Source organism: Klebsiella sp. RIT-PI-d (genome assembly GCF_001187865.1).
In the GTDB taxonomy this organism is placed as follows: domain Bacteria; phylum Pseudomonadota; class Gammaproteobacteria; order Enterobacterales; family Enterobacteriaceae; genus Superficieibacter.
Map to the genome: position 1 here is coordinate 650,245 of NZ_LGIT01000009.1, position 15,672 is coordinate 665,916.

General features: G+C 51.7%; 12 protein-coding genes. 6 read left to right on the forward strand and 6 right to left on the reverse strand.

Translation table 11 applies throughout. The annotated features are described in order from the left end of the window. The first annotated feature begins 22 nt into the window (after nt 1–22). Nucleotides 23–670, forward strand: a complete 648-nt coding sequence (locus tag AC791_RS09625; RefSeq protein WP_049840235.1) for an MBL fold metallo-hydrolase — start codon at nt 23–25, stop codon at nt 668–670. A 60-nt stretch (nt 671–730) separates the two neighbouring features. On the opposite strand, the gene AC791_RS09630 is transcribed toward AC791_RS09625, so the two are convergent. The 4 genes from AC791_RS09630 to pncB form a co-directional block, all read right to left on the reverse strand. After that, complete coding sequence (locus AC791_RS09630) at nt 731–1,921, reverse strand: amino acid aminotransferase (RefSeq protein ID WP_049840236.1); 1,191 nt, start codon at nt 1,919–1,921, stop codon at nt 731–733. Between the two features lie 184 nt (nt 1,922–2,105). Then, the gene (gene ompF, locus AC791_RS09635) at nt 2,106–3,179 is read right to left on the reverse strand and encodes a porin OmpF (RefSeq protein WP_049840237.1); all 1,074 of its coding nucleotides are present in this window, start codon (nt 3,177–3,179) and stop codon (nt 2,106–2,108) included. Between the two features lie 622 nt (nt 3,180–3,801). Further along, nucleotides 3,802–5,202 carry an asparagine--tRNA ligase gene (gene asnS, locus AC791_RS09640; protein WP_049840238.1) on the reverse strand — a complete coding sequence of 467 codons (1,401 nt, stop codon included), beginning with the start codon at nt 5,200–5,202 and terminating at the stop codon, nt 3,802–3,804. A gap of 177 nt (nt 5,203–5,379) precedes the next feature. Further along, nucleotides 5,380–6,582: a nicotinate phosphoribosyltransferase gene (pncB, locus tag AC791_RS09645; RefSeq protein ID WP_049840239.1), complete on the reverse strand. Its 1,203-nt coding sequence runs from the start codon at nt 6,580–6,582 to the stop codon at nt 5,380–5,382. 536 nt (nt 6,583–7,118) lie between these two features. Between pncB and pepN the strand changes: the two genes are divergently transcribed. Next, complete coding sequence (pepN, locus tag AC791_RS09650; protein ID WP_049840240.1) at nt 7,119–9,731, forward strand: aminopeptidase N; 2,613 nt, start codon at nt 7,119–7,121, stop codon at nt 9,729–9,731. A gap of 92 nt (nt 9,732–9,823) precedes the next feature. On the opposite strand, the gene ssuE is transcribed toward pepN, so the two are convergent. Further along, nucleotides 9,824–10,396 carry an NADPH-dependent FMN reductase gene (gene ssuE, locus AC791_RS09655; protein ID WP_049840241.1) on the reverse strand — a complete coding sequence of 191 codons (573 nt, stop codon included), beginning with the start codon at nt 10,394–10,396 and terminating at the stop codon, nt 9,824–9,826. Here ssuE and AC791_RS20855 point away from each other — a divergent pair. From AC791_RS20855 to zapC, 3 genes are all read left to right on the forward strand, one after another. After that, complete coding sequence (locus tag AC791_RS20855; protein WP_265597047.1) at nt 10,389–10,520, forward strand: hypothetical protein; 132 nt, start codon at nt 10,389–10,391, stop codon at nt 10,518–10,520. The genes ssuE and AC791_RS20855 overlap by 8 nt on opposite strands. Nucleotides 10,521–10,645: 125 nt before the next feature. Beyond that, entirely contained in the window at nt 10,646–11,656 is a 1,011-nt protein-coding gene (gene pyrD, locus AC791_RS09660; protein ID WP_049840242.1) for a quinone-dependent dihydroorotate dehydrogenase, read from the forward strand. A 163-nt stretch (nt 11,657–11,819) separates the two neighbouring features. Continuing rightward, a complete protein-coding gene (gene zapC, locus AC791_RS09665; protein WP_049840243.1) occupies nt 11,820–12,359 on the forward strand; it encodes a cell division protein ZapC in 540 nt (179 codons plus the stop codon). On the opposite strand, the gene AC791_RS09670 is transcribed toward zapC, so the two are convergent. Further along, a complete protein-coding gene (locus AC791_RS09670; protein ID WP_049840244.1) occupies nt 12,356–13,462 on the reverse strand; it encodes a YcbX family protein in 1,107 nt (368 codons plus the stop codon). The two genes, zapC and AC791_RS09670, sit on opposite strands and share 4 nt — an antisense overlap. Before the next feature lie 101 nt (nt 13,463–13,563). On the opposite strand from AC791_RS09670, the gene rlmKL reads away from it, so the two are divergent. Continuing rightward, the gene (gene rlmKL, locus AC791_RS09675; RefSeq protein WP_049840245.1) at nt 13,564–15,672 is read left to right on the forward strand and encodes a bifunctional 23S rRNA (guanine(2069)-N(7))-methyltransferase RlmK/23S rRNA (guanine(2445)-N(2))-methyltransferase RlmL; all 2,109 of its coding nucleotides are present in this window, start codon (nt 13,564–13,566) and stop codon (nt 15,670–15,672) included.

Genomic DNA, 15,672 nt, shown 5'->3' on the forward strand with positions numbered 1-15,672 from the left:
TGCTTAATGAAACAGGAGCAGCATGAACTATCGTATTATTCCGGTAACCGCATTCTCCCAGAATTGTTCATTGATTTGGTGTGAGCAGACAAAACTGGCCGCGCTGGTCGATCCGGGCGGTGACGCCGAACGCATTAAACAGGAAGTGACCGCATCTGGTGTGACGCTAATACAAATTTTACTGACTCACGGGCACCTCGATCACGTAGGTGCCGCCGCTGAGCTGGCTGAATTTTACAGCGTGCCGATCGTCGGGCCGGAAAAAGAAGATGAGTTCTGGCTACAGGGTTTGCCCGCGCAAAGTCGAATGTTTGGACTGGAAGATTGTCAGCCACTGACGCCGGATCGCTGGCTGAATGAGGGCGACAAGGTCAGCGTGGGTAACGTTAATCTTGAGGTTCTGCACTGTCCAGGTCATACGCCAGGGCATATTGTTTTCTTTGACCCGCTTTCGCGCCTGCTGGTTTCCGGTGATGTTATTTTCAAAGGTGGGGTGGGGCGCAGTGATTTCCCTCGCGGCGATCATAATCAGTTGATCGACGCTATTAAACGTAAGCTGTTGCCGCTGGGTGACGACGTGACGTTTATCCCGGGCCATGGCCCACAGTCTACGCTCGGCCATGAGCGGCTGCATAATCCGTTTCTTCAGGATGAAATGCCGGTCTGGTAATCGCTGATTGCAAAAAAATGCCGCATTACAGTGCGGCATTTTTTATGCGTATTATCGCGCTTACAGTACCGCGACAATCGCCTCACACAGCGGGGACATATTATCCGGCGTCATCCCTGCCACGTTCACCCGACCAGACGCCACAGCATACACGCCAAACTCTTCACGCAGACGCAGCACCTGATCTTTAGTCAGACCGCTAAACGAGAACATGCCGTTTTGTTTGGTAATAAAGCTGAAATCACGGTTCGCGCCTTTTTCCTGCAGGGTGTTGACGAACAGTAAACGCATACGCTGAATACGCTGACGCATGTCGTTAAGTTCCTGCTCCCAGATCCCCCGGAGCGCATCATTGCTCAGAATAGTGGCAACAACGGCTGCACCGTGCGCGGGTGGGTTAGAGTAGTTAGCACGGATGGTGGATTTCATCTGGCTGAATGCACGGTCAGCAGTGGCTGCATCAGCGGCTACCAGCGTACAGGCACCGACACGCTCATTATATAAGCCGAAGTTCTTAGAGAAGGAGCTGGCGACGATCAGTTCCTGATGCAGGGCAGCAAACGCGCGCAAACCTTCGGCATCTTCTTCCAGCCCGCGGGCAAAGCCCTGATAGGCGAAATCAAACAGCGGCAGCCAGCCTTTCTCAACGGAAAGCTGTGCCAACTGCTGCCACTGATCCAGGGTAGGATCAATACCCGTTGGATTATGGCAGCAGCCGTGGAACAGGACCACATCACCGGCCTGGGCAGCGTTCAGACTGGCCAGCATACCGTCAAAATCCAGCGAGTGTGTCGCTGCATCGTAATAGTTGTATTCGCACACTTCCAGTCCGGCTGCGTTAAATACGCCTTTGTGGTTAGGCCAGCTCGGATTGCTGACCCAAATGCGTTTGGCATCGGTATTTTTAGCGATGAAATCAGCCGCTACGCGCAGTGCGCCGGTGCCGCCCGGGGTTTGCGCTGTACGGGCGCGCTTATCGCTGATAATGGCGCTACCCTTACCGAATAACAGCTCCTGGGTACAACGACCAAATTCCGGGATACCGTCAATACCAAGATAGTTTTTGGTGTTTTCGTTTTCCAGCAGATATTGTTCGGCTTTCTTCACGCTGGTCAGTACCGGCGTCTTGCCGGTTTCATCTTTATAAACGCCGATACCGAGATTAATTTTTCCCGGACGGTCATCGGCGCGAAATAGATCGGCAAGGCCCAGAATCGGGTCGGCAGGGGCTGCGGTAATGTTCTCAAACATGGCGAAGTTCCATTGTGATTACAGAAGGGAGATCCGCTATCAGGTTAACGGTTGATTACCTAAATGCCAACCGTTTGCGACAAAAAGCGCGGGTCTTTTTACAAGAGAAAACTTTTTGCTGAAGGACATAAAAAAACAGGACCGAAGTCCTGTTTTTTTAGCATATAACAACGAGGCGTACTGATTAGAACTGGTAAACGATACCCAGAGCAACAGTATCATCAGAACCAATACCCAGCTTATTGTCGCTGTCGATCTGGTTGATGATGTAGTCTACGTAGGTAGACATGTTTTTGTTGAAGTAGTAAGTCGCGCCCACTTCGAAGTAGTTCACCAGATCAACATCGCCAAATGCGCCGATGTCTTTGCCTTTAGACTTGGTATAGGCAATAGACGGACGCAGACCGAAGTCGAACTGGTACTGCGCAACCAGCAGCACGTCTTCAGTTTTGTTAGCATAGCCGCCCGGAATACGGGTTGCGTTATGCGTTTCGCTGTAAGTACCGGCCAGGTAGATATTGTTCGCATCATACTTAACAGAGGTGCCCCACTGCTCAGCAGTGTCGCCACGACCTAACGCCAGATCCTGCTGAGCGTTAGTACGGTCAGCTGCACCATAGGCACCTACGATGCCAAAGCCGTCAACTTCGTAGCTCAGAGAGCTGGACCAGCCGTCGCCGTTTGAACGTCTGGCATCGTCACGCTCGTTTTTACCCAGGTACTGAACACCGAAGTTCAGGCCGTCAACCAGACCGAAGAAGTTAGAGTTACGGTACGTTGCCAGACCACCGTTACGACCTGCAAAGAACTGGTCTGAGCTGGCAGTATCGCCGCCGAATTCTGGCAGCATATCGGTATAACCCAGTGCGTCATACACCAGACCGTAGTTACGACCGTAGTCGAAAGAGCCCGCGTCGCCGAATTTCAGGCCCGCGAATGCCAGACGGGTTTTGTTACCGTCCTGCGCGTCAGCACCACCTTCAGAGTTGTTGCCGCTAAAGTTGTATTCCCACTGGCCGTAACCGGTCAGCTGGTCATTAATCTGAGTTTCACCTTTGAAACCAAGACGGGCATAAGTCTGATCGCCGTTAGGGGCGTAGCTATTGTCGCCGTTATGTTTAGAGAAATAGTGCAGGCCAACTGCTTTACCGTAGATGTCAACTTTGTTGCCATCTTTGTTATAGATCTCAGCAGCGTTAGCCGCGCCTGCTACCAGCAGAGCAGGGATTACCACTGCCAGAATGTTGCGCTTCATCATTATTTATTACCCTCATTGGTTTTTTTATGAACACCTGCCACTGCCGTCAATACATTCTGTCAATATAAATTTACGGAACCATTGATGAGAGTTTGGTGTCTTTCTGTGTCTGAGAGGCATCTTTCCATTCATAACAACGTTTCGCTAGCCTGAAAGTGCTACAAATGTCCTAAATAAGTAACAAAAAGAAATAATGTGTAAATAAGTATGTATTTTAAGGAACTTTGTGAGTTACCTCTAAATTCCGACGCAATCGTGTATTAAAATGACGGTCTATATCCTATATATATGAAATGCTTATGTTTAATTTAGATAAAAGCCTTTCTTATCGATGAGCAGGCGGCGATATGTTTTTTTCTTTTAAAACTTATAGCCGTCCAGATAGCCGGAATTTAGGATTAAATTATGCTATGACATCAGATAAAGCTTAGGCGCAATAAGAATAGGGGCTTAATTTGTACATTTTTGTAACGCTGACACAGGGTGTTACAGTCCGGATGCGCGGGGCGGTTGAAAGAAAGATTTACTGGCAGAAATTGACAAAACGCTGACATAAAAAAAAGCCAGCATAAGCTGGCTTCAGGAATGTGCAGTCGCACCAGCTATGGCTGGCTCGCGGGTATCAGAAGGTGGCGCTGCGCGGCGTGCGCGGGAACGGAATGACATCACGTACGTTCTGTACGCCGGTAACGTAGGCAATCAGGCGTTCAAAGCCTAGACCGAAACCGGAGTGTGGAACAGTACCGTAACGACGTAGATCGCGATACCACCAGTAATCTTCTTTGTTGAGACCCATTTCCGCCATGCGAGCGTCCAGCACATCCAGACGTTCTTCACGCTGGGAGCCGCCGATGATCTCGCCGATACCCGGTGCCAGAACATCCATCGCCGCGACGGTTTTACCGTCGTCATTAAGGCGCATATAAAACGCTTTAATATCTTTTGGATAGTTTTTCACGACTACCGGCGCTTTAAAGTGTTTCTCAGCCAGGTAGCGTTCGTGCTCTGACGAGAGATCCACGCCCCAGTAAACCGGGTTCTCGAATTTCTGCCCGCAGTTTTCAAGAATGGTGACCGCATCGGTATAGTCAACCTGAGCAAAATCAGCGGCAATGAAGTTTTCCAGACGCGAGATCGCCTCTTTATCCACGCGCTCAGCGAAGAATTTCATGTCGTCAAGACGCTCATTCAGCACGGCCTGGAAAGCATACTTCAGCATGGCTTCTGCCAGACGGGCGTTATCCTCAAGATCGGCAAACGCGACTTCTGGCTCCAGCATCCAGAACTCCGCCAGGTGGCGGCTGGTGTTAGAGTTTTCAGCACGGAAGGTTGGGCCGAAGGTGTAGATTTTAGACAGCGCACAGGCGTAGGTTTCACCGTTAAGCTGGCCGGAAACCGTCAGGAAAGCTTCTTTACCGAAGAAGTCTTTATCATAATCGACTTTACCCTGATCGTTACGCGGCAGGTTTTCCAGGTCCAGAGTGGAAACGCGGAACATCTCACCTGCGCCTTCGGTATCGGAGGCAGTGATAAGCGGCGTGGATACCCAGAAGAAGCCCTGTTCATGGAAGAAACGATGCAGCGCCTGAGCCAGCGTATGACGCACGCGGGCGACCGCGCCAATCATGTTGGTGCGCGGACGCATATGCGCCACTTCTCGCAGATACTCAATGCTGTGACGTTTTGCCGCCATCGGGTAGGTATCCGGATCGTCTACCCAGCCGGCGACGTCCACAGACGTTGCCTGCAGTTCAAATGCCTGACCTTGTCCCGGCGAGGCGGTGACTATGCCGGTAACGATAACGGAGCAACCTGTTGTCAGGTGCAGGACGTCATCATTGTAATTGGGCAGAGTATTATTTATGACGGCCTGGACAGGATCAAAGCAGGAACCGTCATAAACGGCGAGGAAGGAGATGCCAGCTTTTGAATCTCGACGGGTGCGTACCCATCCGCGCACGGTGACTTCACTGTCAACGGCAACGCGGCCCTGGAGTACGTCGGCTACAGGCACAACGCTCATAAATAGTCTCTCTGTTATCTGTTAATAGTGCAATAAACACATCGTTCCCGGCCGCCTTGGCGGGGGGATACCTATGTTACCTGTCATCCGCGAGCAGACAAGCAGAATTCGCAGCGAAAAGAGAAGAAATCGGAAAATAACAATAACAAAGGGAGCCATTGCGGCTCCCCTTTGACACTAGCTGGCTTTTTTGACTTTTGGCAGGTCAAAGGCCTTACGCAGCGCACGAACGAATGCTTTATCGTGGCAAATGGTTTTACCCGGACTGTCGGACAATTTCGCCACCGGTTTACCGTTACACTCCACCAGCTTAATGACGATATTCAGGGGCTTAACTTGAGGAATATCGCAGGTTAAGCGAGTACCAATCCCAAAGCCCAGATTAACCCGGTCGGCAAAGTGGCGATACAAATCGAACGCTTTATTCAAATCGAGGTTATCAGAGAATACCAGCGTCTTACTCAGCGGATCGATGCCCAGTTTTTGATAGTGGGCAATGGCTTTCTCCCCCCATTCAACCGGATCGCCGGAATCATGACGCAGCCCCTGATAGCGGGTCGCAAACTCGGGACCGAAATCACGCAGGAAGGCATCCATAGTAATACAGTCGGTCAACGCGATACCCAGCTGATCCGGGTATTCGTTAAGCCAGGCGGCGAGCGCGGCGCGCTGGCTGGTGGCGAGATCCGGGCTTATCTGTTGATGTGCCTGAAACCATTCATGCGCCTGGGTTCCCATTGGCGTCAGCGCCAGGCGTCGGGCGAGATCGTAATTGCTGGTGCCGACAAACCATGACTCCTGTTGCAGGCGATTGACAATGGTCTGCTGAACGTCGCGGGAAAAACGGCGGCGGGTACCAAAATCCATTAACCGGAAAGCAGACATGTCGGTATCGGCTGTCAGTGCTGAAAACGCCTCAAGCTTGTACTCCAGATGATCAAGTGCCATCTGGGTGGTGGCTTCCGGCGAACGGTAGCGGTGGACCAGTTCACTGACCACTGCAAGCAGCGGAACTTCCCACATGATGACTTCCCGCCACGGCCCGGCAAGGCGAATACTCAGCTTACCGCCTTCATTGCTGACGGTGACCTGCGTTGGGTCGTAACGAAAGGTACGAAGCCAGTCGAGATAATCTTTTTTAAAGAAGGGCAGGCCGGATAGCCACTGGTATTCATCATCCTGCAAGCTGAGCGACTGCATCGCTTCAACTTGTTCGCGAATGGTATCAGCATAAATACCCAGCAGATCGTCCCCACGGCAGCGGAACTCAGCGGCAACCTGTACATCACCGTAATGGTGGAAAACAGCCTGCTGCATGTGCAGCTTGTAGGCATCCGTATCAAGCACCGAGTGCAGAACAGGAGAAGCGAATGGTTTCATAATGCGCTGTAGCGTCCTCTTACAGGAGCGTTTCCATCTCAAACCGGGTAGATAAAAGACGCAGGATTATACCCTGATTATTTGTTTATTAAACCCCAATCACACCACAAGCTGTCTGCAGGATCGAGAACATTTCGTGCCACATGTTATGCAAGTGTAGATTGTAATTGCTTAACTTACAGAAAATAAAGGGTTTTTATGTTGTTTTTTGGCTGCCGCTGGATATGCTTTGCAAAAAATGCCCACACTTTTTTGTTTAGTATAGCGAACCCTCTGCCGACTAAAACACGCGTTGCTATCTTGTGTCTGCGCTTCTTATCACCTGCCCCGAAACGGAGATTTACATATGGAGCCTGAGACTGAGAATTGTAAGCTGTTACAATAACAATAATGGTACAAACTATTAACCTTTGAACGGCAGCGGCATAGACATTTACGCTTTCTGCTGTGGAAAAGTTACGTATTCCGCATAGCGTGATGCTGGCAACAGGAATAAACTGGATCCTCTATATAACTGAAGATGCTAAAGGTTTTTTATGACACAACAGCCACAAGCCAAATACCGCCACGACTACCGTGCACCAGATTATCTGATTAGTGATATAGACCTGACATTTGATCTGGATGCCGCCAAAACCGTGGTGACGGCCGTAAGCCAGGTGACACGCCAGGGAGCATCTGACGTTCCACTGAAACTGGACGGCGAAGAGTTAACCCTCGTCTCCGTGCATATTAATGACCAGCCGTGGACTGACTATCAGCAAGAAGAACGTCATCTGGTCATTTCCGGCCTGCCGGAACATTTTACTCTGCGTATTGTGAATGAAATTAGCCCTTCTGCGAATACGGCCCTTGAAGGGCTCTATCAGTCGGGCGATGCTCTATGTACCCAGTGCGAAGCCGAGGGTTTCCGCCACATTACCTGGTATCTTGACCGTCCGGACGTGCTGGCGCGCTTTACCACCACGCTTATTGCGGATAAAACCCTCTATCCGTATCTGCTTTCCAACGGGAATCGTATTGACCAGGGCGAGCTGGAGAATGGGCGACATTGGGTACAGTGGCAGGACCCGTTCCCGAAACCGTGCTACCTGTTTGCGCTGGTAGCCGGTGATTTCGACGTTCTGCGCGATACCTATACCACGCGCTCTGGCCGTGAAGTTGCGCTGGAGCTTTTTGTCGATCGCGGCAACCTTGACCGCGCGCCGTGGGCGATGACGTCGCTGAAGAACTCAATGAAGTGGGATGAAGATCGTTTCTCACTGGAATACGATCTGGATATTTATATGATCGTCGCCGTCGATTTCTTCAATATGGGCGCGATGGAAAACAAAGGACTGAACGTTTTTAACTCCAAATATGTGCTGGCGCGTACTGATACCGCGACGGACAAAGACTATCTGGATATTGAGCGCGTCATCGGTCATGAATATTTTCATAACTGGACCGGTAACCGCGTTACCTGCCGCGACTGGTTCCAGCTCAGCCTGAAAGAAGGGTTGACGGTATTCCGCGATCAGGAATTCAGTTCTGATCTTGGCTCACGGGCGGTAAATCGTATCAATAACGTACGCACTATGCGCGGTTTACAATTTGCCGAAGATGCCAGCCCGATGGCGCACCCGATCCGTCCGGATCAGGTGATTGAAATGAATAACTTTTATACCCTGACCGTATACGAGAAAGGGGCGGAAGTGATTCGTATGCTGCATACGCTGCTCGGGGAGGAAAACTTCCAGAAAGGTATGCAGCTGTATTTCGAGCGTCACGATGGCAGCGCAGCCACCTGCGACGACTTCGTGCAGGCGATGGAAGATGCCTCCAACGTTGATTTATCTCATTTCCGCCGCTGGTATAGCCAGTCAGGTACGCCGATTGTCACCGTTCGTGATGACTATGATGCTGAAAACAGCCGATACACGTTGACCATCAGCCAGCGTACACCGCCAACCGCTGAGCAGCCAGAGAAAGCGCCGCTGCACATTCCGTTTGATATTGAACTGTATGACAGCGAAGGGAAGGTGATTGCGCTGCAAAAAGACGGGCATCCGGTCCATCACGTACTGAATGTAACTGAAGCCGAGCAAAGCTTTATCTTTGATAATATTGATACTCCACCCATGCCGTCACTGCTGCGCGAATTTTCTGCGCCAGTAAAACTGGAGTACAAATGGAGCGATCAGCAACTGACATTCCTGATGCGTCATGCGCGTAATGATTTCTCCCGCTGGGATGCGGCCCAGAGCCTGCTGGCTATCTGGATCAAGCTGAATGTTGCTCGCTATCAGCAGGGACAGCCGCTGTCAGTTTCGGTTCACGTGGTCGACGCTTTCCGCGGCATTTTACTGGATGAGCATATTGATCCCGCGCTGGCCGCAGAAATCCTGACCTTACCATCCACCACTGAAATTGCTGAACTGTTCGATATCATCGATCCGGTGGCGATTGTTGCGGTGCGGGAAGCGCTAACGCGTACTCTGGCCACCGAGCTGGCCGATGAGTTCCTGGCGGTTTATTACGCGCATAAACTGGAAACCTATCGTGTCGAGCATGCGGATATTGGCCATCGTGCGCTGCGTAACATCTGCCTGCGCTATCTGGCATTTGGCGACCAAACGCTGGCGGTCAAACTGGTCAGCCAGCAATACCATCATGCCGATAACATGACCGATGCGCTGGCAGCCCTTTCCGCCGCGGTTGCCGCACAGCTGCCGTGCCGTGATGCACTTATGCAGGAATATGATGACAAGTGGCATCAGGATGGTCTGGTGATGGATAAGTGGTTCGTACTGCAATCCACAAGTCCGGCAGATAACGTGCTGGAGACGGTGCGTGGTTTACTGAACCACCGTTCGTTCACGCTCAGTAATCCGAACCGCATCCGTTCGCTGATTGGCGCTTTTGCCAGCAGCAACCCGGGCGCGTTTCATGCAGAAGATGGTAGCGGCTACGCGTTTATGGTTGAAATGCTTACCGAGCTAAACAGCCGTAATCCGCAGGTTGCTTCTCGTCTGATTGAACCGCTAATCCGCCTGAAACGTTATGATGAAAAACGTCAGGCGCTGATGCGATCCGCACTGGAACAGCTGAAAAATCTGCCTAATCTGTCCGGCGACTTGTACGAAAAAATCGCCAAAGCGCTGGCCTGATTATTCTAAGTCATGCAGGCCGGGCAACCTTCGCGTTGCCCGGTTTTTTTACGTCTGAACGGAGGATGAAAAAGCAGTATGTTACGTCGGGCTTAGAGATGCACCACGCCCGGTGGGGCAAATGCAGGAACACGACTCTCCCGACGGTGCAATGCCTGCCAGAAGGTATCCAGCGAATTATCAAGACGGCTTTGCAGGAGAGAGGAGAAACGCGGTTTATGTTCATAATCAAGAACCTGCGTATCATCTGCAAAAACGCCGTGTAAAATCTCCTGCGCTTTCAGCGCGCTCAGTACCGGTTTTAGCGCGTAATCCACCGCCAGCATATGGGCAACGGTGCCTCCGGTCGCCAGCGGCAGCACCACTTTCCCTTCCAGCGCCCGCTCGGGCAATAAATCGAGTAGTGTTTTCAGGGCGCCGGAATAGGCCGCTTTGTAAACCGGCGTAGCCACTATCAGGCCATCGGCACTGGCCAACTGCTCGTTAAACGCGTGTAACGCGGGGCTGTCAAAACGTGCATAAAGCAGATCTTCAGGTTCAAAATTTTGCAAATGCCAGTGACAGACTTCTACGTTGACGGCCGAGAGCTTTTCGCGAACATATTCCAGCAGGGCGCTTGAGCGTGACGGGAAGCGGGGACTGCCGGCGAGGGTAACAATGCGCATGATTACTCCTGATAACGATACACGCTTTTTCATCAGCATGGGGAACAGTGAAAAAGGAGTGTGGCAGACGCGCTTTATTTCATTAAATGATTTATCCGGCGATAAATTATCAAAAAATGCATAACCGAAACGGAGAAAAGAAAACGTTTGCGTATAAACGGTCATTTTTTGCCGCAGGTCAATTCCCTTTCGTCAGGTTATCACCCATAATACGCCCCCGGTTTGCACACCGGGAATCCAGGAGAGTTCATGTACTACCCCTTCGTTCGTAAAGCCCTTTTCCAGCTCGATCCAGAGCGCGCCCATGAATTTACCTTTCAGCAATTACGCCGCCTGTCGGGTACACCGTTCGAAGCGCTGGTACGTCAAAAGGTGCCGCACAAGCCGGTAACCTGTATGGGGCTAACCTTTAAAAATCCTCTTGGCCTCGCTGCCGGACTGGATAAAAATGGTGAATGTATTGATGCGCTGGGGGCCATGGGCTTCGGATCGATAGAAATCGGCACGGTCACGCCGCGTCCTCAGCCTGGCAACGACAAGCCGCGTATCTTTCGTCTCGTCGAGGCTGAAGGCCTGATTAACCGTATGGGCTTTAATAATCTCGGCGTCGATAATCTGGTTGAGAACGTTAAAAAAGCCCATTTTGATGGCGTGCTGGGGATTAATATCGGCAAAAATAAAGATACGCCAGTTGAAAATGGCAAGGATGACTATCTGATTTGTATGGAAAAAGTCTATGCCTATGCCGGTTATATTGCGATTAATATTTCTTCTCCAAATACGCCTGGCCTGCGCACGCTGCAATACGGTGAAGCGCTGGATGATTTATTAACAGCGATAAAAAATAAGCAAAACGATCTTCAGGCCAGGCACCACAAATATGTTCCGGTAGCGGTGAAAATTGCCCCAGATTTGACTGCGGAAGAACTGATTCAGGTCGCAGATAGTCTGCTTCGCCATAATATTGACGGCGTTATTGCCACTAATACCACCCTGGATCGCTCTCTCGTTCAGGGCATGAGAAATTGTGATGAAAGCGGCGGGTTAAGCGGCCGGCCATTACAGTTAAAGAGTACTGAAATTATTCGTATGCTGGCGGCTGAATTAAAAGGACAATTACCTATTATTGGTGTTGGCGGTATTGATTCAGTAATGGCTGCCCGCGAGAAAATGGCGGCAGGTGCGTCTCTGGTACAAATCTACTCCGGATTTATCTTTAAAGGCCCTCCGCTGATTAAAGACATCATTTCTCACCTTTAATCTTACGTTTTGTGACCTGCCAGGGCTTTATTTTCAGCCCTGGTTGTTTTATATTCCCCCCTCTTGTTGCTTATTTGAACGTTCTGGTCTTTTATTATTGAGGCAACAAACGAAGCGGCAAAGGACAATGCCGAAATGTAAATCTGAAGGGGACAGGAACCTGATGCGTATTAAACCTGACGATAACTGGCGCTGGTATTTCGATGATGAGCACGATCGCATGATGCTCGACTTAGCGAACGGTATGCTTTTTCGTTCTCGCTTTTCCCGACGGATGCTTACGCCAGATGCTTTCGAATCCTCCGGCTTTTGTGTTGATGATGCTGCACTGTATTTTTCATTCGAAGAGAAATGTCGCGATCTCCACCTCACCAAAGAGCACCGGGCTGAACTGGTACTTAACGCTCTGGTCGCCATTCGTTTCCTGAAACCGCAAATGCCGAAGAGCTGGCACTTTACCTCCCATTCCTCACGCTGGACGCCAGCCATGGGCGATGCCGCCTGCGTATGGCTTAGCGACTCGCGAGAGCAGGTAAATTTACTGGTGGTTGAAGCTGGCGATAACGCTGCGCTGTGCCTGGTTGCTCAACCCGGCGTAATGATTGCCGGGCGCGCCATGCAGCTGGGAGACGCCATTAAAGTTATGAACGACAGACTCCGCCAAATCGACTGCGTGGCCAGCTATCTGGAGCACGCCGTTTAATTTTTCAGGCGGATTGACGTTTTAGGCACGCAGCTGCAGCACAGGATGGTTCCGTCCTGCGCGACGGCCCCTTTCCGTAATTCGTTCACTTCTCCCTCTACCAGCTGAATACGACAGCGCCCGCACAGCCCGGCGCGACATGAGTAAGGGATGCGAATCCCCTGTTGTTCAAGCTGCTCCAGCAAGATTTGCTGATTATTGCCGCTAAACGTTTGCCCCTGCCAGTCAATCGCTACCGTCGCATCAGCCTGCTGTTGAGGCGTGATATTTTCGTACGCCTCGCCTGCACCATAGGATCTGGCAGGACCGGTGGCAAGAACGGTTATTTCATCACCTGCGCGGATGACTCCGCTATTACGGGCAATCAAATTTTGTCCAAAGTCGACGTCGCCATTGTCTGCGGTACGAAACGTTTGTAATGTTGCCAGCGGCTCGCCGGAAGGGTGTTTGTGACCGCGTTCCGGGCTGACCGTGGTCAGCACACAGCGACTACAGGGCTTGACGATATCGAAAACCACGTCGCCAATACGAATGGTTTTCCAGGTATCTTCTTCCCACGGTTGAGTTCCCGCCACCACCAGGTTAGGGCGAAATTGCTCCATTTTTACTCCGGCGCGGCAGCGGCTCTGAACATCACGTAGCGAGGCTTCGCTGGTCAGCAGGAACGGAAAGCCGTCGGCAAAGGAAAGCGGCACATCGTCAAAGCGCGCTACGCGCCGCGTTGGTTGCGCGCCTGTCCAGCGTAACTGCACATCGCGGCCAAAGAACGTCGAAAGCCAGCGGTTAATTTCCCCGGGAGCGACGAGTGCGGTAAAATGATTTCCCCATACTTCAGTTGGTTGGCCCTGCGTCGAAAAATCAGCGAAGCGAACCTGGGCGCTACTGCCGTCTGGTGCGGTAAGATGAAGCCCGTCATGCAGGGGCGCAGGAGTGAAGCGAACCATTTGTGGAAATTGACGGGCAGTAATGAAGGTGCCATCAGGCTCAGCGATCATAAAGTTTCGGTCAAATGCCATGCCGCTGATATCCGCAAAGGCATGTGTCAGGCCAATACCACGCATGGATTTAACCGGATGAATGAAAAGTCTGGATAACGTGGCCACAACCTGTCCCTTAAATACATGAAAATAAGCCCTCAACTTTATGACATAGCGTTGAGATTGGCTATAATGCGCAGCAATTTTATTAGAGTAAAAGTGACGATATGAATTCTCTGTTTGCCAGTACGGCCCGTGGGCTGGAAGAGCTGTTAAAAACTGAACTCGAAGGACTTGGTGCGGTAAATTGCCAGGTGGTTCAGGGTGGTGTCCACTTTGAGGGGGACGCGCGGCTCTTATATCAAAGCCTGATGTGGAGTCGTCTGGCGTCGCGCATCATGATGCCGCTCGGAGAATGCAGCGTTTACAGCGATCTCGACCTCTATCTTGGCGTACAAACCATTCCGTGGACCGAAATGTTCAACCCGGATGCCACTTTCGCGGTTCATTTTAGCGGGCTTAATGACAGTATCCGTAACAGCCAGTACGGGGCGCTGAAAGTGAAAGATGCCATCGTTGATGCCTTCACGCGCAAAAATTTGCCGCGCCCAAACGTCGACCGTGAATTACCGGATTTGCGCATCAACGTCTGGCTGAATAAAGAAACGGCCCATATTTCTCTCGATCTAAGCGGAGAAGGTCTGCACTTGCGCGGCTATCGCGATCGTACCGGCATTGCGCCAATTAAAGAAAACCTCGCGGCGGCTATCGTTATGCGCTCAGGCTGGCAGCCGGGAACACCACTGCTGGACCCGATGTGCGGCTCCGGCACCTTATTAATCGAAGCGGCGATGCTGGCAACCGATCGTGCACCGGGACTGCATCGCGGACACTGGGGCTTTGGCGGCTGGGCACAGCATGATGATGCGTTATGGCAAGAGGTCAAAGCCGAGGCGCAAACCCGCGCTCGTCAGGGGCTTGCCGATTATGGTTCACAATTTTATGGCTCGGACGTTGATGGCCGGGTGATCGAGCGAGCGCGCAGCAACGCCCGTCGCGCAGGGGTAGGCGAACTGATCTCCTTTGACGTAAAAGATGTCGCCCAGCTCACTAATCCGCTGCCAAAAGGGCCTTACGGCACGGTGATCAGCAACCCGCCTTACGGCGAGCGTCTGGAAAGCGAACCGGCACTCATTGCGCTGCACAGCCTGCTGGGTCGCTGCATGAAAAACCAGTTTGGCGGCTGGAACCTGTCTATGTTCAGCGCTTCCCCGGATCTGCTTAACTGTCTACAACTGCGCGCTGACCGTCAGTTCAAAGCCAAAAACGGCCCGCTGGACTGCGTGCAGAAAAATTATCACCTTGCCGAAACAACGAGTGACAGCAAACCGGCGACGGTGGCAGAAGATTATGCTAACCGCCTGCGTAAAAACGTCAAGAAACTGGAGAAGTGGGCGCGTCAGGAAGGGATTGAATGCTATCGCCTGTATGATGCCGATCTGCCGGAATATAACGTGGCGGTCGATCGCTACGGCGAGTGGATCGTCATTCAGGAGTATGCGGCACCGAAAACCATCGATGAACATAAAGCGCGTCAGCGTCTGTTTGATATTATCGCGGCGACCCTCTCGGTGCTGGAGATGGCTCCGAACAAGCTGGTCCTTAAAACCCGTGAGCGGCAGAAGGGCAAAAATCAGTATCAAAAACTGAGCGAGAAGGGTGATTTCATTGAGGTTGGTGAATACAACGCCCGGCTTTGGGTCAACCTCACCGATTATCTTGATACCGGCCTGTTCCTCGATCACCGTATTGCCCGCCGGATGCTGGGTCAGATGAGTAAGGGTAAAGATTTCCTGAACCTGTTCTCCTATACCGGCAGCGCCAGCGTTCACGCAGGTCTTGGCGGCGCACGCTCGACCACAACGGTTGATATGTCACGTACCTATCTCGAATGGGCCGAGCGGAATCTGCGACTAAACGGCCTGACCGGACGTCAGCATCGTCTGATGCAGGCCGATGTACTGGGATGGCTGGCCGAAACTGACGAGCAATTTGATCTGATCTTTATCGATCCGCCTACCTTCTCCAACTCTAAACGAATGGAAGAAACGTTTGATGTGCAGCGCGATCATCTGCGTCTGATGCGCGATCTTAAACGCCTGCTGCGCAAAGGCGGCACGATCATGTTCTCCAACAACAAGCGCGGTTTCCGCATGGATAACGACGGACTGGCTGAACTGGGGCTGAAAGCACACGAGATCACCCAAAAAACGCTGTCGCAGGATTTTGCCCGCAACCGTCAGATACATAACTGCTGGCTGATCACTGCAGCCTGA